At 67.5% G+C, this 23,228-nt stretch carries 23 protein-coding genes, 1 pseudogene and 1 riboswitch; of the genes and pseudogenes, 8 read left to right on the plus strand and 16 right to left on the minus strand.

The features are described from left to right. Positions 1-124 precede the first annotated feature (124 nt). The 7 genes from DFS13_RS12385 to DFS13_RS12415 all read right to left on the minus strand — a co-directional run bounded on the left by DFS13_RS12385 (position 125) and on the right by DFS13_RS12415 (position 5,403). Positions 125-1,066, minus strand: a complete 942-nt coding sequence (locus DFS13_RS12385; RefSeq protein ID WP_048984229.1) for a CopD family protein — start codon at positions 1,064-1,066, stop codon at positions 125-127. Then, positions 1,063-1,443 carry a copper homeostasis periplasmic binding protein CopC gene (gene copC / locus DFS13_RS12390; RefSeq protein WP_048984384.1) on the minus strand — a complete coding sequence of 127 codons (381 nt, stop codon included), beginning with the start codon at positions 1,441-1,443 and terminating at the stop codon, positions 1,063-1,065. The genes DFS13_RS12385 and copC overlap by 4 nt, the downstream gene beginning before the upstream one ends. A gap of 14 nt (positions 1,444-1,457) precedes the next feature. Then, on the minus strand, positions 1,458-1,814 hold the full coding sequence (locus DFS13_RS12395) for a copper-binding protein (protein WP_048984227.1): 357 nt from the start codon (positions 1,812-1,814) through the stop codon (positions 1,458-1,460). Positions 1,815-1,880: 66 nt separating this feature from the next. Continuing rightward, positions 1,881-3,176, minus strand: a complete 1,296-nt coding sequence (locus tag DFS13_RS12400) for a multicopper oxidase family protein (protein ID WP_006495800.1) — start codon at positions 3,174-3,176, stop codon at positions 1,881-1,883. A 1-nt stretch (position 3,177) separates the two neighbouring features. Next, entirely contained in the window at positions 3,178-4,680 is a 1,503-nt protein-coding gene (locus DFS13_RS12405) for a TolC family protein (RefSeq protein WP_111441754.1), read from the minus strand. Then, positions 4,677-4,958 carry a hypothetical protein gene (locus DFS13_RS12410; RefSeq protein WP_048984381.1) on the minus strand — a complete coding sequence of 94 codons (282 nt, stop codon included), beginning with the start codon at positions 4,956-4,958 and terminating at the stop codon, positions 4,677-4,679. Before DFS13_RS12410 ends, DFS13_RS12405 begins: the two co-directional genes overlap by 4 nt. A gap of 88 nt (positions 4,959-5,046) precedes the next feature. After that, complete coding sequence (locus DFS13_RS12415) at positions 5,047-5,403, minus strand: hypothetical protein (protein ID WP_048984221.1); 357 nt, start codon at positions 5,401-5,403, stop codon at positions 5,047-5,049. Between the two features lie 233 nt (positions 5,404-5,636). On the opposite strand from DFS13_RS12415, the gene DFS13_RS12420 reads away from it, so the two are divergent. Together DFS13_RS12420 and DFS13_RS12425 are read left to right on the plus strand one after the other, a co-directional pair. Further along, the gene (locus DFS13_RS12420; RefSeq protein ID WP_034202840.1) at positions 5,637-6,308 is read left to right on the plus strand and encodes a heavy metal response regulator transcription factor; all 672 of its coding nucleotides are present in this window, start codon (positions 5,637-5,639) and stop codon (positions 6,306-6,308) included. Beyond that, positions 6,305-7,714 carry a heavy metal sensor histidine kinase gene (locus DFS13_RS12425; RefSeq protein WP_111441755.1) on the plus strand — a complete coding sequence of 470 codons (1,410 nt, stop codon included), beginning with the start codon at positions 6,305-6,307 and terminating at the stop codon, positions 7,712-7,714. Before DFS13_RS12420 ends, DFS13_RS12425 begins: the two co-directional genes overlap by 4 nt. A gap of 24 nt (positions 7,715-7,738) precedes the next feature. On the opposite strand, the gene DFS13_RS12430 is transcribed toward DFS13_RS12425, so the two are convergent. The 4 genes from DFS13_RS12430 to DFS13_RS12445 all read right to left on the minus strand — a co-directional run bounded on the left by DFS13_RS12430 (position 7,739) and on the right by DFS13_RS12445 (position 10,527). After that, a complete protein-coding gene (locus DFS13_RS12430) occupies positions 7,739-8,947 on the minus strand; it encodes an MFS transporter (protein ID WP_060212906.1) in 1,209 nt (402 codons plus the stop codon). A gap of 90 nt (positions 8,948-9,037) precedes the next feature. Further along, entirely contained in the window at positions 9,038-9,223 is a 186-nt protein-coding gene (locus DFS13_RS12435; RefSeq protein ID WP_080431263.1) for a DUF1289 domain-containing protein, read from the minus strand. Between the two features lie 2 nt (positions 9,224-9,225). Beyond that, positions 9,226-10,239, minus strand: coding sequence for a CDF family Co(II)/Ni(II) efflux transporter DmeF (gene dmeF, locus DFS13_RS12440; RefSeq protein ID WP_060212909.1), 1,014 nt, complete (start codon positions 10,237-10,239; stop codon positions 9,226-9,228). 12 nt (positions 10,240-10,251) lie between these two features. Then, on the minus strand, positions 10,252-10,527 hold the full coding sequence (locus DFS13_RS12445) for a metal/formaldehyde-sensitive transcriptional repressor (protein ID WP_006479857.1): 276 nt from the start codon (positions 10,525-10,527) through the stop codon (positions 10,252-10,254). Between the two features lie 117 nt (positions 10,528-10,644). Beyond that, a riboswitch (yybP-ykoY riboswitch) is annotated at positions 10,645-10,812 on the plus strand. Positions 10,813-10,881: 69 nt separating this feature from the next. Between DFS13_RS12445 and DFS13_RS12450 the strand changes: the two genes are divergently transcribed. After that, entirely contained in the window at positions 10,882-11,892 is a 1,011-nt protein-coding gene (locus tag DFS13_RS12450) for a sodium:calcium antiporter (RefSeq protein WP_048984209.1), read from the plus strand. Positions 11,893-11,897: 5 nt separating this feature from the next. On the opposite strand, the gene gstA is transcribed toward DFS13_RS12450, so the two are convergent. Continuing rightward, positions 11,898-12,536: a glutathione transferase GstA gene (gene gstA / locus DFS13_RS12455; RefSeq protein WP_060212912.1), complete on the minus strand. Its 639-nt coding sequence runs from the start codon at positions 12,534-12,536 to the stop codon at positions 11,898-11,900. A gap of 135 nt (positions 12,537-12,671) precedes the next feature. Here gstA and DFS13_RS12460 point away from each other — a divergent pair, with 135 nt between their 5' ends. The 4 genes and pseudogenes from DFS13_RS12460 to DFS13_RS12470 all read left to right on the plus strand — a co-directional run bounded on the left by DFS13_RS12460 (position 12,672) and on the right by DFS13_RS12470 (position 16,202). After that, positions 12,672-13,052 carry a helix-turn-helix domain-containing protein gene (locus DFS13_RS12460; RefSeq protein ID WP_048984205.1) on the plus strand — a complete coding sequence of 127 codons (381 nt, stop codon included), beginning with the start codon at positions 12,672-12,674 and terminating at the stop codon, positions 13,050-13,052. A gap of 113 nt (positions 13,053-13,165) precedes the next feature. Further along, a pseudogene (locus tag DFS13_RS12465) lies at positions 13,166-14,215 on the plus strand (RNA-guided endonuclease InsQ/TnpB family protein); the annotation flags it as partial. Next, entirely contained in the window at positions 14,204-14,599 is a 396-nt protein-coding gene (locus DFS13_RS40610) for a hypothetical protein (RefSeq protein WP_208328483.1), read from the plus strand. The pseudogene DFS13_RS12465 and the gene DFS13_RS40610, both read left to right, overlap by 12 nt. 211 nt (positions 14,600-14,810) lie before the next feature. Continuing rightward, positions 14,811-16,202: an MFS transporter gene (locus DFS13_RS12470; protein WP_060212914.1), complete on the plus strand. Its 1,392-nt coding sequence runs from the start codon at positions 14,811-14,813 to the stop codon at positions 16,200-16,202. 64 nt (positions 16,203-16,266) lie between these two features. Here the strand turns inward: DFS13_RS12470 and DFS13_RS12475 are convergent, their stop codons facing one another. The 4 genes from DFS13_RS12475 to DFS13_RS12490 form a co-directional block, all read right to left on the minus strand. Continuing rightward, on the minus strand, positions 16,267-17,343 hold the full coding sequence (locus tag DFS13_RS12475; protein WP_060213005.1) for a C45 family peptidase: 1,077 nt from the start codon (positions 17,341-17,343) through the stop codon (positions 16,267-16,269). A 96-nt stretch (positions 17,344-17,439) separates the two neighbouring features. Beyond that, entirely contained in the window at positions 17,440-19,038 is a 1,599-nt protein-coding gene (locus tag DFS13_RS12480; RefSeq protein ID WP_080431264.1) for a DUF3138 family protein, read from the minus strand. 88 nt (positions 19,039-19,126) lie between these two features. Beyond that, on the minus strand, positions 19,127-20,242 hold the full coding sequence (locus DFS13_RS12485; protein ID WP_060212916.1) for a polyamine ABC transporter substrate-binding protein: 1,116 nt from the start codon (positions 20,240-20,242) through the stop codon (positions 19,127-19,129). A gap of 178 nt (positions 20,243-20,420) precedes the next feature. Beyond that, positions 20,421-22,145 (minus strand): amidohydrolase, encoded by a 1,725-nt coding sequence (locus tag DFS13_RS12490; protein ID WP_077056675.1) that lies wholly within the window; start codon positions 22,143-22,145, stop codon positions 20,421-20,423. 240 nt (positions 22,146-22,385) lie between these two features. On the opposite strand from DFS13_RS12490, the gene DFS13_RS12495 reads away from it, so the two are divergent. Further along, a complete protein-coding gene (locus DFS13_RS12495) occupies positions 22,386-23,216 on the plus strand; it encodes a helix-turn-helix transcriptional regulator (protein ID WP_006495819.1) in 831 nt (276 codons plus the stop codon). Positions 23,217-23,228: the final 12 nt, after the last annotated feature.

The raw sequence follows: 23,228 nt of genomic DNA on the forward strand, positions 1-23,228 counted from the left end.
GGTGACAGTTTTTGGTAATCGCGAGACAGGCCGATGTAATGGTCGTCATCACGCCGCGATCGCCCTGTGTCCTCCGGTCAAGCCCCGACCATGCACCCCATCTTCCGGCGCCGAAGCCCCGCCGCTAGATCGTCCCCGGCAACGCGCTCGACACGAGCACGGCCGCCGCCATCAGCACGCCGCCGAGCACGACCGCCTCGACTCGCAGCACGGTGCAGAACCGCTTCAACGCGTGTGCCGGCATCGCGGCGGCCGGGTCCCTCAACGCGCGCAGCAGCGTCGGCATTCCGAAGAAGCGGTTGTGTGCGCCGAGCATCGCGGCAAGCAGCACGAGCGCGAGCTTCAGCAGCAGGATCTGCCCGTACGTCGACGCGAACAGGTTGACGGGCGTCTCGACGCCGCGCCAGCCGTTGTACGCGCCGGTCGCGAACAGCACGATCAACGCGCAGGTCGACGCATCGGACAGCGACTGCACGAACGCCGCGCCCGTCATGCGTTCGCTCGCCGGCATGCGGGCGAGCCGCGGCATCACGCCGAACGCCGTCACGAGCACGAGTCCGATCCACACGCTGATCGCCAGCAGATGCAGCCAGTCGATCCACACCGGCACGCTGAACAGCCCGGCGTCGACCGGATGGCCGCCATTGCTGCGCGCCAGCGCGACACCGGCAAGCGCGGCCGCCATCGCGAACGGAAACCGCGTGTCGTTCGCACGTCCGGCGAACGACAGCAGCACGACGACGAGCATGAACGCCGTGCCGGCCAGCCACGCATGACCGAAGCCGGTGCCCGCGAGCATCGAACATACCGCCGGGCCCGCGTCGAGCAGCGACACTTCGCTCATCAGCGCGCAGTGCGCCCAGAACGCGGTGACGCTCGCGAGCAGCGATACGACGGACGCGATGCGCAGCGTCGCGACGAGCCGCCGTCCGACACCGTGCTGCCATGCGGACGCGCCGCGCGCGAGCCAGCGGCGCCCCAGCAGCGCACCGACGACGACCGCGAACCCGGCGTTCTGGATCGTCACCGCACCAAGCCGCAGCAGGCCGACGACGCCGTCGTTCATCCCTTCACCCGGAACGCATAAGTGCCCTTCGTGCGATGCGCGTCGGCCGTCATCGCCGCCCATTGCACGGTGTACGCGCCCGCCGCGAGCGTCGGAATCGCGACGGTCATCACACGCGGGTTCGACGCGTCGACCTTCGCCTTGTCCTGCGTGATGGCGTTGCCGCTCGCATCCGACACCTTCACCGTGCTGAACGCCGGTTCGAGAGCTTCGTTGAACGTGAGCCGCACCATGTCGGGCGCCGCGTCGATCGTGCTGCCGGCCGCCGGGACCGCGCTTTCCAGCTTGCCGTGCGCCGACGCCGCGACCGGTGCAATCGCGAAGAGCGCGGCAGCGGCGGTGAAGCCGGCCAGCCGCTTGCGTGTGGAAATCGTCATGTTCGCGCTCCGCGTCACGGCTTCTTCAGTTCGACGACGGTCAGCGTGCCGTCCACGTCCTCGGCGACGAAGTCGATCGTATCGCCCGCCTTCACCTGCGACAGCATCGCCGGGTCCTTCACCTTGAATACCATCGTCATCGCGTCCATCCCGAGGTTCTCCAGCGGGCCGTGCTTGATCGTCAGCTTGCCGGCCGCCGTGTCGACCTTGCGGATCTCGCCGTGCGACATGCTCGACGCCGCGGCGCCCTGCTTCGCATCCGCGCTCATGTCCATGCCGGCCGTGTCGCCGGCCATGTCGCCGGCCGCGTGCGACGCGGCCGACAACGCCAGCGCCCACCCCGTCGCCATCAAAACCAGTCCCTTCTTCATCGTGTCGACTCCCGTGTCAGTGAATGGAAACCGGCGGCCGCCTCGGTGCGGCCGCCGCATGCTGCTTCAGCTATCCGGCAATTCGCCGGTGTATTCGTATGCGACGGTGCCCTTCGGATGCCGGAACCAGCCCGGATCGCGATAGTCGTTGCGCCCGAGCCCCTGCCGCACCTTGAGCACCGTGAACATGCCGCCCATCTCCAGCGGCCCGAACGGGCCCGTGCCGGTCATCATCGGCAGCGTGTTGTCGGGCAGCGGCATCTCCATGCCGCCCATCGCGCCGCCCGTGCTGCCCATCGCCATGTAGTCGGGCACGAGCTTGCCGATCCGCTTCGCGAGATCCTTCTGCGGCACGCCGATCAGGTTCGGCACCTGGTGGCCCATCGCATTCATCGTGTGATGCGACTTGTGGCAATGAAACGCCCAGTCGCCCGGGCGATCGGCGGTGAACTCGATCGCGCGCATCTGGCCCACCGCGACATCGGCCGTCACTTCCGGCCAGCGCGCGGCCGGCGGAATCCAGCCGCCGTCGGTGCCCGCGACCTCGAAGCGGTAGCCGTGCAGATGGATCGGGTGATTCGTCATCGTCAGGTTGCCGAAACGAATTCGCACGCGGTCGCCGGCGCGCACCGGCAGCGGATCGATGCCCGGGAACACGCGCGAGTTGAAGGTCCACATGTTGAAGTCGGTCATCTCGTTCACGCGCGGCGTGTAGCTGCCCGGATCGATGTCGTACGCGGCGAGCAGGAACACGAAATCGCGATCGACCGGCATCGTGCCGCGATCCTTCGGATGCACGATGAACATGCCCATCATCCCCATCGCCATCTGCACCATCTCGTCGGCGTGCGGGTGATACATGAACGTGCCGTGCGCTTCGAGCTGGAACTCGTAGACGAAGGTCTTGCCGGGCGGGATATGCGGCTGCGTGAGGCCGCCGACGCCGTCCATCCCGTTCGGCAGCCGCAGCCCGTGCCAGTGGATCGTCGTGTGCTCGGGCAGCCGGTTGGTCACGAAGATGCGGACCTTGTCGCCTTCGACGGCCTCGATCGTCGGGCCGGGCGACTGGCCGTTGTAACCCCACAGGTTCGCGTTCATGCCGGGCGCCATCTCGCGCACGACGGGCTCGGCCGTCAGGTGGAATTCCTTCCAGCCGTTCTTCATCCGCCACGGCAGCGACCAGCCGTTCAGCGTCGCGACGGGCGTGTACGGGCGGCCGTTGGGCGGCACGAGCGGCGGCTGCGTGCCGGTTTTCGCCATCGTCGGCGCGTCGGGCAGCGACGCGGCGCCGGCCCGGCTGACCATCGCCGCGCCAAGCAGCGCGGCGCCCGAGCCGCTGAGAAATTGTCGACGGGACACCATGTCAATGACCTTCCGGATGCGGTTGCGTGGCGGGCGCCGATGGCGCCGCGGGGGTGGAAGCCGGCTGCCGCGCAGCGTCGGCGCCGAGTGTGGATGCGGGTGCCGATTCGGCGTCATGCGGTGCGCGCGGCGCAGCGCCCGACGACGGCAACCGGCCGCCGACGGCCATCTGCAGATCGGTTTCGGCGAGCCAGTAGTCCTTCAGCGCGTCGATGTAGCCGTTGACCGCGCCAACCTGTTCGCGCGCATCGGTCAGCAGCTCGAACACGCTCGCGAGCATCCCGTTGTAGCGCAGCAGCAGTTCGTCGGAAATCGTCTTGCGCAGCGGCACGACTTCGTCGCGATAGTGCGTCGCGACGTCGTAGCTCGTCACGTACGCCGCGTACGATTCGCGTACTTCGGAGCGGGCATCGATGGCCGTTTTCGCGAGCAGGTTCGCCGATTGCATGTAGACGGCCTCGGCGCGCGCGACCTTCGCGCCGCCCCAGTCGAACAGCGGAATCTCGACGCTGATCTCGTAGCCGTGCTCGTGGCCCTTGCCGGTCTCGTAGTCGTTCACGTAACCGAGCTCGACCGCGTTGACGAAACGCGTGGCCTTGCTCAGGCCGAGCGACGACGCGACGCCCTGCGTCCGCAGCTTCGCCGCCTGGATGTCGAGGCGGTTGCGCATCGCGAAGCGCTCGAGATCGGGCAGATCCGGGCGCGCCTTCGGCAAATCCGGCAGGCGTTCGGGTAGCGCGTACCGCGTGCGTTCGCCCCACAGCCCCATCGCACGCGTGAGCTTCTCGCGTGCGGCGACGGCCTGCTGGCGCGCCTTCGCGTGCTGCGCGACCGCGTCGGCATGAAACGCCTGTTCGCGCGCGTAGTCGAGCCGGCTGAAGTTGCCGGCCTGCCGCATGCGCAGCGCCAGTTCGGCGGCCGCGCTCGCGGCGTCGCGCACCTGCTGCGCATAGTTCGCGGCCTGCTCAGCGGCGACCGCTTCCACATAGGCCCGGCGCGCATCGGCCGCGACCTTCAGCATCGCATCGGTCGTTTCCAGCCTGGTCTGCTCGAAACGGCGGCGCTCGATCTTCGTCGCAAGCGGCATCGTCAGCAGCGCGAACACGTTCGCCGAGAACGTGCGGCCGAGCGTTAGCTCGCCGTCGCCGGCACGCGTGCGGCTGAATGCGAAGCGCGGGTTCGGCAACCGGCCGGCCTGCACGAGGTCGGCCTCCGACAGCCCCAGCTCCGCGTACGACGCCTGCAGCCCGCGGTTGTTCAGCAGCGCGACCTGCACCGCGTCGTCCATCGACAGCGGCTTGCCGAGCAGTTCCTTCGTCCGCCGGTCGACGGCTTCGCGGTCGGCGTCGGTCCTGACCACCACCGCGTCCTTGCCGATGCGCGCCGATGCGGCGGACGACACGGCGTCGAACCCACCGTCCTTCGAAAACGTCGTGCAGCCCGCGAGGAACGCCAGCGCGACCACGGCCGCGCCGATCCTCCGCGATATCGCGAACGTCGTCATCGCGCGGCCCCTCCATGCGTCGAATGGGCCGCGCCGTTGCCGGCCGCGCCGCCGGTCGTACGCCCTTTCGCGGGCCGCGCCGTCACGTCCCGGTTCAGTTGCTTCCAGCCCGGGCCTGCATCGTCCCGATACGGCCGGTAGCCGTCGAACGCGGACGTCACGGTGACGTCCGGCACCGACGCGGCGGCGTCCGCCGGATCGGGCAACGGGGTTTGCGCGGGCGCGAGCGACGGCACGAGGGCCGCCGCGCCCATTAGCGCCGCAATGATCAATCGCATGAACATGTCTCGTCGTAAGTCGTCCGGCGCGCCTGAGGCGGCCGCCGGAGTAGAGGGCGGATCGCGGCCGGTCGGCCACGGGCAGGGACTAGGCGGGCATCCGGCGCGGCGGCCGGTCGATGCCGCCGGTCAGGAACGACACGTCCGCAGCCGAAGGCGGCGGCGCGACGATCGTGACGCCGCCGCTCGCCGCGGCCGGCACCGCAGGCGCCCCCGACATGCCCGTGCCGAAGCAGCAGGACACGCACGCGACACACGACGACGCATGCCGCGCGTGGTCGCCGTGATCGGCATGACCATCCTGCGCGGCCGGCATCGCGTGCGACACATTCTCCTCATGCGGCGCGGCGACGCTCGCGCACTGCATCGAAACAGCCGCGAACGACTGGATCGGCAGGCTCAGCGCGAGCAACACGACGACGAGGAATGTGCGCCAGTACGACATGGATGCGAAATCGGGCAGACAGCGATCGTTCGGGCCATCGCGGCGCCGCGACGGCGCGCTCCGGGGACAAGACGGTCGCAGCTTATCGCCGCCGCGGTGACGACGGCATGGCCGGAACATGACCGGCTTTTCATGACAATTCCGTCATCCGCCGGTCATCCTGCGCGCACGCGCGACACCGTACGCTCCGGCGTTACACTGACCGGCTGGAATCACGGACAGCCTGCCTCACCATGCGGATACTGATAGTCGAAGACGAACCCAAGATGGCGTCCTACCTGCGGAAGGGCCTGACGGAGGCGAGCTACACGGTCGACGTCGCGGAAAACGGCAAGGACGGGCTGTTCCTCGCATTGCACGAGGATTTCGACCTGGTCGTGCTCGACGTGATGCTGCCGGAGCTCGACGGCTTCGAGGTGCTCAGGCGGCTGCGTGCGCAGAAGCAGACGCCCGTGCTGCTGCTCACGGCCCGCGACGCGATCGAGGACAAGGTCGCCGGGCTCGAACTCGGCGCCGACGATTACCTGCTCAAGCCGTTCGCGTATGCCGAATTCCTCGCACGTATCCGCTCGCTGCTGCGGCGCGCGCCGCGCAACGTGCGCGACGTCCTGCACGTCGCCGATCTGGAAATCGACCTGCTCAAGCGCCGCGTGCGGCGCGCCGACGCCCGCATCGACCTGACCGCACAGGAATTCGCGCTGCTGCAGCTGCTCGCGGAACGCGAAGGCGAGGTGCTGACGCGCACCTTCATCACGTCGCAGATCTGGGACATGAATTTCGACAGCGACACGAACGTCGTCGATGCGGCGATCAAGCGCCTGCGCGCGAAGATCGACAACGCTTACGAGAAGAAGCTGATCCACACGATCCGCGGCATGGGCTACGTGCTCGAGGATCGTTCGTGACCGCGCGCCCCGCGTCGTATTCGCTGCTGCGGCGCCTGACGCTCGCGTTCGCCGCCGTCGCGGCGCTCGTGTTCGCGCTGACCGGCGCGTATCTCTATCGTTCGCTGTCCGCCGAACTGACGCGGCGCGACGACATCGAGATCTCCGCCAAGCTCAACCAGTTCCTGCAACTGGCACGCGCCAGCGGCTCGACGGCCGCGCTGCGCGCCGACCCGGCCGTGTTCCATGACGTGCTGCTGTCACATCCGGGCGTCTATCTCGGCATCTACGATGCGCGACACCAGCCGCTCGTCGAGCATTCCGACGAAGCCGGCAACACGCTCGCATCGGTGATCTCGGCGCCGCATCCGGCTGGCAGCGCCGATGGGCCGTTCACGTGCGCGCCGCCCGGCATCGGCACGTCGCGCTGCGTGTACGCGCGCGAAACGCTGCCGTCCGGCGAAGCGATCGAGGTCGCGCTCGCGCGCACCGCGACCGATCGGCAGTCGCTGCTCGAAAGCTATCGTGTCGACATCTGGCTCGCGGCGGCCGTCGGCGCGCTGCTGGTCGGCGCGCTCGGCTACGCGGTCGCGTCGCGCGGCCTGCGCCCGGTCGAAAGCCTCGGCCGGCAGACGTCGCGCATCGAGGCGCACAACCTGAACGCACGCCTCGACGCGCGCGGCGGCCCGGTCGAATTGCGCGAGTTCGCCACGTCGGTGAACCGGATGCTCGACCGCCTCGAACGCGCGTTCGTGCGGCTGTCGCAGTTCTCGTCCGATCTCGCGCACGACATGCGCACGCCGCTCGCGAACGTGATCAGCTCGTCGCAGATCACGCTGTCGCGCGCCCGCACCGTCGACGAATACGAAGCGCTGATCGAATCGAACATCGAGGAATGCGAACGGCTGCAGCGGATGATCGAGAACATGCTGTTTCTCGCGCGCACCGACAATGCGCGGCAGCACCTGAAGACCGCCGAACTGGACGCGGGCAGCGAACTGCGCCGCCTCGCGTCGTATTTCCAGGCGTTGGCCGACGAGGCCGGCGTGCGCATCGACGTGCATGGCGAAGCGCCGGTCGTCGCGGACGCGACGCTGTTCCGGCGCGCGGTCAGCAACCTCGCGTCGAATGCGCTCGAACACGCGCACGCCGCGTCGACGATCGAGCTGGCCGTGTCCGTACAACGCGGCTACGCGGTCGTCGAAGTCACGAACCGCGGCGCCGCGATTCCGCCCGAACAGGTCGAGCGGATCTTCGAGCGCTTCTACCGGATCGATTCGTCGCGGCACGGCGCGGCGCGCAACGCGGGGCTCGGGCTCGCGATCGTGAAGTCGATCATGGAGCTGCATCGCGGCAAGGTGGAGGTCGCGAGCCGCGACGGGCGCACGACGTTCGCGCTTTATTTTCCGCGCGGCACCGATCGTTAGCGCGTGCGCCGCCGCGTCGTGCGGCTAGCGATCCTGCACCGTGCCGAACGACGTGCGAACGCACACGAGCAGCGCGATGGTCGCCGCGCTGAACACCGCCCCCGCGTAGAACGTGGCAGCAGCACCGGCCCGGTCCCACAGGAAGCCCGCGACGACGCTCGATACGAGCGTCACGATGCCGCTGATCAGGTTGAACACGCCGAACGCCGTCCCTCTCAATTCGGCCGGCGCGGCATGCGCGACCATCGTCGCGAGCAGCCCTTGCGTCATGCCCATATGGAGCCCCCACAGCGCGACGCCGACGAGCACGGCCGGCCAGTGCGCGCCGTGCGCCAACACGATATCGGCGGCGATCAGCATGACGAGCCCGATCACCATCAATGTCGTGTGGCTCGTCGTATCGGCGAGCTTGCCGAACGGGTAAGCGGACAACGCGTACACGACGTTCATCGCGACCATCACGAGCGGCACGAGCGCGACGGGCACGCCGCTGCCCATCGCGCGCAGCACCAGGAACGCCTCGCTGAAACGCGCGAGCGCGAACACGCCGCCGACGGCCACGACCCACCAGTAGCGGGCGCCGAGTTGCGCGACGACCTCGCGGCGGATCGGATTGACGCGCGGCTCGCCCGGCGCACGCGCCGGTTCGTCGATGCCGAACGCGAGCAGCGCCACGGCGAGCACGCCGGGGATCACGGCCAGCCAGAACGCGAGGCGGAAATCGTCGCGCCACACCAGCATGATGACGACGGCCAGCAGCGGCCCGAGGAACGCGCCGACCGTATCGAGCGACTGGCGCAACCCGTACGCGGCGCCGCGCAGGTGAACGGGCGTGACGTCGGCGACGAGCGCATCGCGCGGCGCGCCGCGAATCCCCTTGCCGACGCGGTCGACGATGCGTGCGGTCACCACGACGCCGATCGTCGGCGCGATCGCGAACAGCGGCTTGCTGAGCGCGCCGAGCGCGTAGCCGGTCACCGCGAGCCATTTGCGATTGCGCAGATAGTCGCTCAGCGTGCCGGAGAACACCTTGACGACCGGCGACGTCGCCTCGGCGATCCCCTCGATCAGGCCGATCGTCGTCGCGCTCGCGCCGAGCCCCGCCATCAGGAACATCGGCAACAGGCTGTGGATGATTTCGGACGACACGTCCATCAGCAGGCTGACACAGCCGAGCACCCACACGCTGCGTGGAATCTGCCGAAGAATGCCGGTCGATGAGTCGGTCTGCATGGGTCGCTCCGGTTCAGGGATCCAGATGTCGAATGCCTGTGATGCTACTGCAGTCCCGTGACACGACCGCACGCCGTGCGTGCGCGCCCGCTATTCCGCCGTACCGTGCCGAAGTTTCGCCTGCCGGCGCGTGCGGTCGTTGAGGATCTGGTGCCGGCGATGGTCGGTCAGCTTCTTCCAGTCGCGCGCCTCGTCGCGGGTGCGCAGGCAGCCGACGCAAAAGCCCGTGCGGCCGTCGACCGCGCACAGCTCGATACACGGCGATTTCACGGCCACGATCAGGCCGCCTTCGCGGGCGTCAGCACTTCGACGGTCACGTGCGACACGCCGTCGAAGCCCGCGACCAGCGCATGGTAGAAACGTGCATCGCGCGCGGTGTCGGCCGATTCGACCGACACGATCGCGCTCATGTGCCCGGGGCCCACGCGCCACACATGGAGATCGTTGACCGTGTCGCCGAGCGCCTCGATCGCGCGGCGGACGTTGTCCGTCAGCTTGCGATCGACGTTGACGTCGAGCAGGATCCTGCCCGTATCGCGCATCAGCCCGTACGCCCAGTTGGCGATCACCAGCGCGCCGACGATGCCCGCGAGCGGGTCCATCCAGACCCATCCGAACGCGCGCGCGAGCAGCAGGCCGACGATCGCCAGCACCGATACGGCCGCGTCGGCGATCACGTGAACGTAGGCCGACCGGATGTTGTGGTCGTGATGCGCGGCCGAGTGCGAACCGTGAGCATGATGCGCGTGGTGCGCGTCGTCGTGGTCATGATCATCGTGACGGTCGCGCCCGTGCGCATGGTGATGGCCGTGACCATGCCCGTGATGGTGGTCGCCGCTGAGCAGCCACACGCTCGCGAGGTTCACGGCAAGCCCCAGCACCGCAATCGGAATCGCTTCGCCGAAATGAATCGGCACCGGCGCCAGCAGGCGCGCGATCGCCTCATAGCCGATCAGCACCGCGATCATCGCCAGCACGATCGCGCTCGTGAAACCGGCGAGGTCGCCGAGCTTGCCGGTGCCGAACACGAAACGCGGATCGTCGGCATGCCGGCGCGCATAGGTATAGGCCAGCGCGGCGATCAGCATCGCGCCCGCATGCGTCGACATGTGCAGCCCGTCGGCGACCAGCGCGAGCGAGCCGAACAGCGTGCCGCCGACGATCTCGGCGATCATCATCGCCGTACACAAGCCGATGACCATCCACGTCTTCCGCTCGTTGCGCGCATGTGCGGCGCCCAGAAATGCGTGGCTGTGCGCGCCGCCCGCCGCCGCGCCGTCGAATTCGTTCATGTTTGCATCCGGTTACTTGAAATAGCTGTGCACGACCTCGATCAGCTGCTCGGTCGCGCTGCCCTCGTGCGCATCGGGCGTGTCCGCATCGACGAGATGCGACCGGATGTGGTCTTCCAGCACGACGGCCAGCAGGCCGTTCATCGCGCCGCGGCAGCTCGTGATCAGTTGCAGCACGTCGTTGCAGCCGCGCTCTTCTTCCAGCGCCCGCTCGATCGCTTCCACCTGTCCCTTGATACGGCGCACGCGGTTCAGCAGCTTCTGTTTCTCGCGGACGGTATGACTCATCGATGGCTCCTGTATAGGGTAGGGGAGTATATCTCCGGAAGGCTGCCCCTATAGGGCGGAGGGGTATATTTTTTTCGAGACGAAGGCTTGTCGAAAGAAAACCGCTCGGCTAGACTGCTCTCCGTCTTTGGGGAGTAGCCTGCTTTCCGCCCCCGGAAAGCGAACGCGTCAACACACTCGGCCTGCGGCCGTGGCGCGTTCGGCCTGATCGGCTTGGCGAGACCATCGGCACATCGCGTCGTTCCTGGTCGGACGTCGGCGGATGTGTCATGGTTCGTCAGCGTCCGACCACGGAGTCCCCATGTTCCTCCCTGCTCGCCTTGCCCACGCCACCGCTGCCTGCGGAGGTGCCGCATGACCTTCATGTTTGTCGAACTGGCGTTCATGCTGGTCGTGATCCTCGTCGCGGCCGAAGTCTTCACCAATGCGCTCGAACATCTCGGCGAACGCCTGAAGATTTCCGAAGGCGTGACGGGCTCGCTGTTCGCGGCCGTCGGCACCGCGCTGCCCGAAACGATGGTGCCGCTGCTCGCGCTGGCTGGCGGCACGTCGAACCAGGCCGTGAACGAGGAGATCGGCGTCGGCGCGATTCTCGGCGCGCCGCTGATGCTCGCGACGCTCACCACGTTCCTGATGACGCTCGCCGTGATCCGCACGCGCGGGCTGCGCGGCACGATCACGCCGGAACGCACCGGCTTCGTGCGCGACATGAACACGTTCCTCGCCGCGTTCTCGCTGGCGACCGTCGCGATGTTCGTTCCGCATCACAACTGGGCCGTGCGCGCGCTGCTCGCCGCGATGCTGGTCGGGCTCTACGTGATGTACGTCGTGATGACGTTCCGTGCATCGACCGGGCTCGTCGACGCCGGGCACGGCACGGAGGCGCCGCACGCGATGTTCCTGTCGCGCATCGGCCTGCCGACCAACCTGGCGACGATCGTGCTGCAACTGCTGATCGGCGTCGCGCTGCTGGTGGGTGGGGCGAAGGGCTTCATTCACGGCGTGGAAGGCGTGTCGCACGTGCTCGGCGTGTCGGCGCTGCTGCTGTCGCTGATCATCGTGCCGATCGCGACGGAACTACCGGAGAAGGTCAACAGCGTGCTGTGGATCCGCCGCCGGAAGGACACGCTCGCGTTCGGCAACATCACCGGCGCGATGGTGTTCCAGGGCACGCTGCTGCCGGCGATCGGCATCATGCTGACGCCGTGGGAGCCGCGCCCCGAAGTGCTGACCGGCGTGATCATCACGCTCGCGGCGGCGGCCTGGCTGCGCATCAATGCGCGCACGCGCGGGCTCGCGATCTGGGCGTTGCTCGCGAATGGCGCGGGTTATGCGGGGTATCTGGCGGTGACGCTGGCGCGTTGAATGCGTCAGGACGCGGTCGGCCGTGCATCGGCCGCCAGCACCTGCTGCACCGCCGGCCGCTCGCGCACCCGCTCGTACCACGCCCGCAGATGCGCGTGCCGGCTCAGGTCGATATCCGCGTTGTACACCGAGCGCATCCAGTCGGCCTTGCCCCAGCCGGTCAACGCAAACAGGTACGCATCGGCGACGGTGAACGTGTCGCCGGTGACGAACGTCCTGCCGTCGAGCTGGCGGTCGATCCATGCGAAGCGGCCGTCTAGCTTCTGCCGCACGGGCTCGACGTACTTCCCCGCCTGCACCGCATACAGCAGCGGGATGAAACCCTTGTGGATCTCGGTGCCGAGAAAGTTCAGCCATTCCATCAGCCGGTAGCGCGCGAGCGTGCCGTAAGCGGGCGCGAGCGCGGCTTCCGGGCGCTGGTCCGCGAGATACTGCGCGATCACCGGCCCTTCGCGCAGTATCGTACCGTCGTCGAGTTCGAGCAGCGGCACGTAGCCGAGTTCGGTCACGTCGTAGTAATCGCGGCCGCCTTCGACGACATGCTTGCGCGCATCGACCTTGACGATCTCGGCGTCGATATCGGCTTCGCGCAGCACGATGCAGATCGCCTGCGAACAGCTGCCGGGAGCGTGATAGAGCTTCATATGTTTCCTTCGTGAGTGTCCATGTATCGATTCGCCGCGACGCGGGCGCTAATATCTCGCATCGGCGCATGGCTGAGAAGACGGCAGTCGTTTGTGCCGTAGTCACAAAAAATTTACCGACCAGGATTCGGCGCAATGAAAACGAGTGCGACAGGATGTTCCGTTGAAGAAGCGATGCGCGTGCTCGGCGGCCGCTGGCGGCTGCTGCTGGTGTCGTATCTGCTCGACGGGCCACGCCGCTTCAGCGACCTGCGGCGCGACATGCCGGGCATCTCGCAGCGCATGCTGACGCTCGACCTGCGTGCGCTGGAAGACGCGGGGCTCGTGCGGCGAACCGTCTATCCGGAAGTGCCGGTGCGCGTCGAGTACGATCTCACCGCGGACGGCGACCGGCTGCGGCCGGTGGTCGACGTGATGCGCGAATTCGGGCTGTGGCTGAAAGCGCGCGACGTGCAGGCCGACGCGATGCCCGACAACGCGGCTGAGACCGAAACGACGATGTATGCTCACAAATAACCCTTCGGCAGGAACTACGTTCATCAGTTGCTCCGAGAAACCCCGTACTTCAGGACGGGGAAGAAAGGCGTGCTGTTGACAGACAGCTTCTTCCACGGGATAGGATCACCTACATGATTCTTGTCTATCGCTACCGGGTGAAGTCGCTCAACGGACTGCTCAACAAGCAGAGCCGTGTGGTGAACTACGTCTGGAACTTCTGCAACGACACACAGAAGCACGCGCTGAAGTGGAACAAGAAGTGGCCGACCGGTTTCGACTTGAATGTGCTCACGACCGGCAGCAGCAAGGAACTCGGTATTCACTCCGGCACGGTCAACGCGACGTGCGAGCAATATGCGAAGTCGCGCAGTCAGCGCCGTCGGCCCTACCTGCGCTATCGCGGCAGGAAATCGTTGGGCTGGGTGCCGCTGAAGGGCCGTGACCTGAAGCGCGAGGGTGACGCGTTCCGTTTCGCCGGCAACACGTTTCGCGTGTTCAACAGCCGACCGCTTCCCGAAGGCAAGATCAAGGACGGGACCAACTTTGCGCAGGATGCACGCGGCAACTGGTTTCTCAACATCGTGATCGAGATGCCGGATGTGCAGGCCCGCCCGATCCGTTCCGGCGTCGGCATCGATCTCGGCCTGAAAGACTTCGCCACACTTTCGACCGGAGAGAAGCTGCCCAATGACCAGTTCGGTCGGCGCGCGGCGGAGAAGCTGGCGAAAGCGCAGCGAGCACGCAAGCACAAGCGGCATATCGCGAAGCTGCACGCCAAGGTCGCGAACTCCCGCGCCGACTTCCAGCACAAGCTCGCGCTCGATCTGGTGCGGCGCTTCGATTACATCGCGGTCGGCAACGTGTCGGCGGTCAAACTCGCCAGAACCAGGATGGCGAAGAGCGTCTACGACGCATCCTGGTCGTCCTTCCGAAACAAGCTCCGTTACAAAGCGATCGCGCACGGAGCCACGTTCGAGGAAGTGGACGAAAGCGGTTCTACCCAGTCCTGTTCGTCGTGCGGGTCGAAAGACAGCACGACGCGGCCGAAAGGTATCGCGGGACTGAGAATAAGAGAGTGGGCCTGCAGTAGATGTGGTGTCGAGCATGATCGAGATACCAACGCTGCGTTGAACATTCTCCGATGCGGACGTGCATCGCCAGGTGTGGGAATCCTCTCTCTTTCGGGAGAGGAGGACGTCAAGGAACTTCACGCTACCGTCGGCACGGCCACGTCCGACCTCGACGACGAAAGCTTCGCCAATATCTACTGTCACGATGCGGAGCAGGACTATTGCTTCGCGCTGTCGCGCTTTCCGGACGATGCGCGGATCGAAGTGATGGTGCGCGACCAGCTCAACGTGCGCGTCAAGGATCTGTCGGTGTGTCTGACCGACGACACGATCGACGTCGAGATCGAACCGGGCATCGCCGCGCGGCTCGACGGCCAGACGCGTTACGTGATCCATCTCGCGCCCGGTCAGTACGATCCGGGCACGCTGCGCGCTGCGTTGAAGGAGATCTTCGTCGGCAAGAGCGGCTATCGCGACGACAGCACGGGCGGCTGACCGTTCGCCTGCTTGCGCTCTTTCGTGACGACGCCGGTCCGCGCCTGTCGGCACGTTCCCATATATTGAACGGCAAACGTCCCATTAATGGGGATGCCTGCCCAAATGTTGACGCACGCCGCGCCACGGCTCTAACGTTCGCCCCAACGCCATTCGATTCGGCCACCTCGTTCGCGAGCGCCGGCCGGGGCATAGAACACAGGAGACGACCGTGGCCCAATCCGCGTCACGCACCCATGCCAACCCGCCGCAGCGGGCATCCGCGCGCACCGGCGCCGCATCTGATTCCGCCGCCCGCGCGACCGCGGCGGCGACCTCGTCCACGCCGCCGAGCCGCAAGCGGCTGCTGATTCTCGCGCTGCTGTTCGTCACCGTCGTGATCAACTATCTCGACCGCAGCAACCTGTCGATCGCGGCGCCCGAGCTGTTCAAGGAACTGAACATCGATCCGGTTCGCGCGGGCCTCGTGTTCTCCGCGTTCGGCTGGACCTATGCGCTGATGCAGATTCCGGGCGGCTGGCTCGTCGACAAGGTCTCGCCGCGCGTGCTGTATGCGGGCGCGCTCGCACTGTGGTCGGCCGCGACGCTGCTGCTCGGCTTCGCCGGTTCGTTCGTCGGGCTGATCGTGCTGCGCCTCGCGGTGGGCGCGCTCGAAGCGCCGGCCTACCCGATCAACAACCGCGTGGTGACGACGTGGTTCCCGACCCGCGAACGCGCAAGCGCGATCGGCGGCTACACGTCGGGCCAGTTCGTCGGCCTCGCGTTCCTCACGCCGGTGCTCGCGTGGCTGCAGGTGCATCTCGGCTGGCACATGGTGTTCGTCGCGACCGGCCTCGCCGGCATCGCGTGGGCCGCGATCTGGTACGCGGTATATCGCGAGCCGCGCGCGTTGCGCGGCGTCAACGCGGCCGAAATCGCGCTGATCCGCGACGGCGGCGGCCTCGTCGATCTGGAGGACCGCGTCGCGGCGCGCAGCGAACGCGCGCCGTCGACGTGGCGCGACCTCGGCGTCGTGCTCGGCCGGCGCAAGCTGTGGGGCATCTACCTCGGCCAGTTCGCGCTGAACTCGACGCTGTGGTTCTTCCTCACGTGGTTCCCGACCTACCTCGTCAAGTATCGCGGGATGGATTTCATCAAGTCGGGCTTCCTCGCGTCGTTGCCGTTCCTCGCCGCGTTCGTCGGCGTGCTGTGCTCGGGCGTGCTGTCGGACTGGCTGATGCGGCGCGGCGCATCGCAGGGCTTCGCGCGCAAGCTGCCGATCATCTCGGGGCTGCTGATCTCGACCTGCATCATCGGCGCGAACTACGTGAGCTCGACCGGCTGGGTAATCGCGTTCATGACGATCGCATTCTTCGGCAACGGCTTCGCGTCGATCACGTGGTCGCTCGTGTCGGGGCTCGCGCCTGCACGGCTGCTCGGCCTCACGGGCGGCGTGTTCAACCTGGTCGGCAACCTGTCCGCGATCGCGACACCGATCGTGATCGGGCTGCTGGTCGACGGTGCGGACTTCTCGCACGCGATCACCTACATCGCCGCGATGGCGCTCGCGGGCAGCCTGTCGTACGGGCTGCTCGTCGGCAAGGTCGAGCGCATCGACGCCTGAGCGCCACAACGGCGGCCCACGCGTGCCGCCGTGCCACCCTGCCGACCGTCGCCCGCGCGTCGCGTCAGAACCGCATGAACCCGTCGCGCGCAAGGTCGTGCGGATTGCCGGCCACGTAGTCGAGCGCGCACGCGTCGGTATCGATGCCGACGGTCAGCAGCGTTTCCCAGCGCTCGGTGTCGGGCATCGACCGATCCGGGTGGAAACACACCACGGCCGCGTCGCCGGCCGCGCCGCACATCGCCGCCGCGCGTTCGCGCACATCGGCGCCCGTCATCCCCGCCACGACCGCGTTCAGGTGCGCGAAGCGCTCGCGCGTGGTCGAGCTGTCGGGCATGCATTCGCCGCCGCTCAACGCGTGATCGAGGAAGTGGTTCGTATGCAGCAGCCAGCCGTCCGGGCGCGGCACGACCACGCCGACGCCGGACGGGCTCAGCTCGATGCTCGCCGCGCGCGGGTTCGCATCGTGTCGCGTGAACACGGTCAGCACCGTCGAGGCGCTGACGCGCGCGGTGCGCGCCAGCTCGATCGCCTCCGGCACCGTCGTCGCATCCTCGAGCAGCCGTCTCGCGATCGCGTGCACCGGCACGCCGCCACCATCGTCGTCGCTCGCGTGATGCAGGATGTTGAAGTGCAGCCCGAGCCCCGCGTCGTTCACGCCGAGCTTCGCGAGCATCCCGAATTCGGTGAACAGCTTGACGGTGCGGCCCTGCGGCGTCGCGAACCGCATCAGCAGCCCCTGCGGCGCGAGACTGTCGTGCCAGTCCCACGTCTGCAGCGTGCGCGGCGCATGCGGGCCGGCCGGCGCGTACACGGTCGTCGAGCACTCGCCTTCGGCCGACGCGGGCGCGGTCGCGAGAATCTCGGTGCGCGCGTTCAGGCACGCGAGCTGCCAGCGCGGCAGGTCGGCGCCGTCGGCGGTCGCCTCCACCTCGGCGGCGAGGCGCGGACACCATGCATCGAGCGCCGCGAGGCTCGCCTCGCCGATCGCCCGCGCGCGCTGCGGATCGATGCCGAGCTTCGGGAAGAACGCGAGATACAGCGCGACCGTCTCGCGGATCGCCGGCGCGAAGCGCGCGCCGATCAGGCGGCCCCGCTCGCGCGGATCGGTGACGTCGGTCGCGAAAGTGTGCAGCTTCAAGATCAAACCTCCTGTGTCGAATGAGCGCCGGGCCCGCGCGGCCCGGCATGGGATGCGTTTTACGAACGAACCGGCGCGCGCCGGCCGTCGGAACGGTCAGAACGAGTAGATGAACTGCATGCCGGCCAGGTCGTTGCTGCGCGCATAGGTGCCGTTGCTCTTCAGGAACACCGGATGATTCGCCGCGTCGTGTCGATATTCGACCTTCACGGTGATCTGTTGCGTCGGATAGAACAACAGGTCGGCCGTGATCGCATAGCGTTGCGCGCCCTTGCACTCGGTGCCGTTCGTCGCCGAGCCCTGGAAGCACGACGGATCGATGCCGAAGCCGCTCGACCCGTTCACCGACGGGTTGCCGCCCGCGAGCCCGTACTGGATGTTCGTGCCACCGCCGCCGTTCGACGCGTTGTTCAGGTAGTCGAAGCGCAGCGTCGCGCCCATGCGGCCGAGCCACGACGTCGTCCACTTCGTATGGCCGAGCAGCGACATCCCGTACCAGCGCGCCGTGCCGCCGTTCCATGCGCCCTTCTGCAGCTCGCCGTAGTCGACCTGTGCGTTGATCTGCGTCTTGTCGTGCGTATAGGTCATGTCGGCTTCCACGTACTTGTAGAGGCCGGTCGGCGACGAGCCGTTGCACTGGTAGCCGTAGCCGCCCGCCGCGCACGGCGAGAACAGCGACTGCCGGCCGAGCATCCCGGAGAGGCCGAAGTCGAACGCCGTCGACGTCGCGTTGTCGAAGCGCGCGGTGATCGTCGGCGTCCAGTTCGGCTTCGTCGTGTTGTTCGCCGCATTCGCGATCGCGCCGGCCGTGCGCAGCACCTCGTTGCCGATCACGACCTGCCAGAAGCGCGTCATCGCCGCGTTGGAGCCCTTCAGCCCGATACCGACCAGGTTGCCCGGCTCGCTGAAGTCGTACAGCAATCCGTGCGTGAGCGTGAGCATCTGGTTCGACGGCTGCACCTCGTAGCCGGCGAGGCTCGGCATCATCCCGATCTCGAACGTGCGCGTCGTGCCGAGCGGCACGTTGACCTGCGCCTGCGTGACGATGTTGTTGCCGATGCCGCCGTGCGCATTGCTGAACACGTTGCCGAAGCCGCGGTTCGGCTGGATCACGATCTCCGCCGACGGCGCCATCGGGCCGACGCCGAAGGTCTTCCTGATGTCGAGGTAGACGTCGCCGATCGTGCTGTTGAAGTAGTCGTACGCGCCCGGATCGTGGTTCAGGAACTGGAAGCCGGACGTGCGCTGCGCGCGGTTGAACAGGTACACGGGATCGACGTAGCCGGTGATGCTCAGGCCCGCGAGCGGGCCGGTCGTCGCCGCCTCCTGCAACGCATCGACCTTCAGCGACGCGTTCGCGATCTGCTCGCGCATCTGCTGCAGGTCGTCGTTCGTGAACGCGCGCGCCGAATCGGCAGCCTGCGCGGCGGCCGCGGCCGTGTTGATCGTGCCGATCTTCGCGCCGGCCGATGCGGCGGTCGTCGCGGTCGTGGCAGTCGTGGCGGTCGTTGCCGCGCCGGCCGGCTTCGCCGCCAGCATGCTCGCGCGCAGCGCGTTCACCTGCCGCTGCAGCGCGGTGACCTGCGCCTGCAATGCCTTCATCCGGCTCGCGTCGGTCGCGTGCGGTGTATGGGCGAATGCCGCGGCCGCGTCGAACGCGAGCGCGCACAGCGCCGTCATGTGTTTGATGTTCATGGTGTCGGTGGTCGTCGGGACGCACGCGCCCCCGCCCGCCGCGATCGACGGCGGGGCGCGCGAAAGAGGTGCGGGTGTGCGGGGCGGCTTACTCGGTCTTCAGCTTCGTCCACAGACGGTTCTGCAGCCGCATCAGCTCGGGCGGAACCGGCTTGCTGAGGCTCAGCCGGCGGATCACGTCGGCGGGCGGGAACACGGCCGGATCGCTCGTCACCTCGGCGCGCACGAGGTGCCGCGACGACGGCACGGCCGACGGATACGACGTGTCGTTGGTCAGGTTGGCGCTCTCCTGCTCCGACAGCACGAAGTTGACGAACTTCAGCGCGGCGTCCGGATGCGGCGCATCCTTCGGAATCGCCATCATGTCGAACCACATCGCGCTGCCTTCGGTCGGGATCACGTACTTGATTCGATACGGTTTCTTCGCGGCGGCAGCCGCGATCCGCGCGGAATTCACGTCACCCGACCAGCCGAGCGCGAGGCAGATGTCGCCGCCCGCGAGATCGTTGATGTAGCTGCTCGAATTGAACTGCGTGATGTACGGCCGTACCGTCTTCAGCAGCTCGTACGCGGCCTGGTAGTCGGCCGGGTTCGTCGTGTTCGGATCCTTCTTCAGGTACACGAACGCCATCCCGAATGCATCGACCGGCGAATCGAGCACCGACACGCCGCAGCGCTTCAGCTTCTTCGCGTACTTCGGATCGAACAGCAGCGACCAGCTGTCGAGCGGCGCGTCGGCGCCGAGCGCGGCCTTCACCTTCTCGACGTTCATTCCCAGCCCGTCGGTGCCCCACGTCCACGGAATGCCGAACTGGTTGCCCGGATCATCTCTCGACAGCACCTTCATGATGTCCGGATCGAGCAGCCCGTAGTTCGGCACCTGGCTTCGGTCGATCTTGCGGTAGATGCCGGCCTGCAACTGCCGCGCCCAGAAGATGTCGGACGGCACGACGACGTCGTAGCCCGACGTACCCGACAGCAGCTTCGCCTGCAGCGTCTCGTTCGAATCGAACTCCTGGTAGACGACCTTGATGCCGGTCGCCTTCTCGAAGTTCGCGATCGTCGCCTTGCCGATCGAATTGCCCCAGTTGTACACGTTGACGACGTCCGCCGCCTGCGCGACGGGCACGCCCGCCCCGGCGAAACCACCCAGCGCGAGCGCCGCGCATGCGTTCTTCACCCGATGTTTCCAGTCCGCTGCCATGTTTTCCTCCGTCGATGTCATGATCCGCCCGCGATGAGCGGCGCGTGCTTCGGTCCGGAAAAATGTAGCCAGAGGAAATTGGCCGGTCTGCCCTGCCAACAGGGGGACACGCCGCACAATCGGCGGCAACGGAAGCGACTTGAAAGCTTCCGTCGCCGCATCGCCGGCCCGCCGCCGTTCACGACGCCTGCAGGCCCGTCCGCGCGCCGAAATCGTCGCCCACGTGCGTGATGCGGCCGCCCATCATCGTCAGCCCGACGTCGATGCGCCCGATGTCGTATTGCCCGACCTCGAACAGGTCGCGCTCCAGCACGACGAGATCCGCGCGCTTACCGGGCGTCAGCGAGCCGACCTCGTGCTCCATGCCGAGCTGGTACGCACCGTGGATCGTGTACGCGGCGATCAGCTGCGGAATGCTCAGGCGTTCGGCGATGTCCGGGAACACCGGCGCATCGGGCTCGCCCGCGAGCTGCCGCGTATGGCCCGACTCGATGTGTTCGAGTGGCTTGTGCTGACAGCGGCACTGGCACGCGAGGCCATCCATGCCGATCGACACCGTCACGCCTGCGTCGACGAACGTGCGGAACGTGTACATGTTGCTCCAGCGTTCGTGGCCGTAGTGGTCGCGCAACTGCTCGGTGTACGCGTCGACCACGCCCCATTGCAACTGCGTGTTCGCCATCACGCCCGCGCGACGAAAGCGCGGAATGTCGTCCGGATGCGTGAGGAACGCGTGCGTGATCACATGACGGCGATCGCGCGGCGGGTTCGTGCGGTTGACGGCGTCGAAGCCGTCGAGCGCCATCCGCACGGCCGCGTCGCCGACGCAGTGCACCATCACGTTCGCGTTCGCGCGATCGGCGTCGACCAGATAGCGATTGAACGTGTCGGCCGGCATCGTCGGCGCGCCGCAGGTATCGGGGCGGTCCGCATACGGTTCCAGCAGGTACGCGGTGTGGTTCGCCTCGGTGCCGTCGAGAAACAGCTTCAGCGCGCGCGCCTTCACGAGCGGCGAATCGTACCGCTCGCGATACCGGACCAGCGTGCCGACCGGATCGTCGATCTCGCCGATCACCGCGACGCTGCCGACCACGCGCAGCTTCAGGTCGCCCGCGCGCTCCATCGTCTGCAGCGTCTCGTACAGCAGCGACTGGTCGCCGCTCGCATCGAAGAAGCCCGCGTCGAACACGGTCGTCACGCCGGCCGCGCACAGCTTCTCCTGCCACGGCGGAATCGATTTCAGATACAGGTCGATGCCGGTCGGCAGCAGGCCGGCCGCGCTGATCCGCTGCAGCAGCAGCGAGTACGCGGCGCCGTCGACGATCAGCCCGGTCGGCTCGCCCGTCGCCGCGTCCTTCTCGAACCAGCTCGCGCCTTCCTGCACGGGTGGCGTCGACGCGTCGATGCCGGCGATTTCCAGCGCCTTCGAGTTCACCCACATCGAATGGAAATCGGTCGACAGCAGGCACACGGGGCGATCCGCGCACACCGCGTCGAGGGTCTCCTTGCGCAGCATCGCCGGCGGGATCGTCGCCTGCACCCAGCCCATCCCGGTGATCGCCGGCTCATCGGGATGCGATTCGACGTAGGTGCGTAACGCGGCGAGCACCTGGTGCGGATCCTCGTAGTTGACGAACGCCTGGAACGCGAACGCGGTCGTCTCGAAGTGCCAGTGCGATTCGACGAAGCCCGGCAGCACGAGCCGGCCGGCCGCATCGACGACTTTCGTGTTCGCGCCGACGTACGCGCGCACGGACGCGGTATCGCCGACATGCACGATCCGGCCGTCGCGCACGGCAACGGCCTGCGCCCACGGCCGGTGCGGATCGACGGTGTAAACCCTCGCGTGGGTCAAAACGAAATCCGCCGGCGTCGCGGCGGCCGGCGTCGGTTGAATCTGCATGGCCTGTCCTTTCTGGTCGTCAGGTTTTCGAAGCGCTTTCACTATAGGCAGACGATTCGCGCCGGTATGCCCCCCCGGCGCGGGGGCTTTTGCGATTTCCGGCCCGCCCGCCGCGCGGTCTTGTCGTCGTTTTGGGGACAACGCACGAAATTCGTGCGGTTGATCCGGTGAATTCCCGGCTGACGCGTGCGCGGCGTTCGCGTAACGTCGCGCTGTCCCCTCCGACCGCCTCGCCCGACCATGCGACTTCTCCAGCCCGACCCGGCCGCCCGCGGCCACTACCTGATCGGCGTGCGTCCCGATACGCTCGGCGCGACGCTACGCGCGGTCGGCACGCCGGATTTCGTCGATGCGGTCACGGAATTCGTCAACGACAGCATCGACGCCGACGCCGTGCATCTCGAACGCTGGCGCGCGGACCCGGCCAGTACGTCGGGCTTCGTCGTCGAATGGCTGGGCAGCGGCAGCCTGCGCTTCGCGGCCGATACGCTGCGCGTGATGGACGTCTATTACCAGGACTACTGCCAGACCGACCCGCTGGTCGCGCCGCTGCGCGGCAAGGCGGGGACGCTGCTCGTGCAGCGCCATGTCGCCGGCATCGCGCAAGGCGAATTCCGCCGGCGCATCTTCGACGAACCGGGCATCGCTCAGGAATGCCTGCTCGTGCACGGCAATGCGCATCAGCAATACGCGCTCGGCCTCGCGCGCACGGTCGAGCGGGCCGCGTTCACGACGGACGAGCTGTTCCACTTCCGGCAGATGGTCGATCTGCTGTTTCCGATGTTCGAGCTGCACGCGCGCACCTGTGCGGCACGGCGTGTGGCGGCGGTGTCGGTGAATGCCGCGTCGCAGGCGGGCTTCGATGCGCGGCTCGAACGGCAGCACGTGCAGTTGTCGCGCCGCGAGCATGAGATTTGCCGGCTGATGCTGTGCGGGCGCTCGGTGCCCGAGGCCGCGCAGCAGCTCGACGTGAAGCTGTCGACGGCCGAGTCGTACGTGAAGCGCGCGTTCGCGAAGCTCGGCGTGCGCACGCGCCGCGAGCTGTTCGACTGGGTGCTGGTCGACTGCTGAGCGCGGGGCGCG

This window comes from Burkholderia sp. 28_3 (assembly GCF_003253915.1).
Lineage (GTDB): Bacteria > Pseudomonadota > Gammaproteobacteria > Burkholderiales > Burkholderiaceae > Burkholderia > Burkholderia cenocepacia.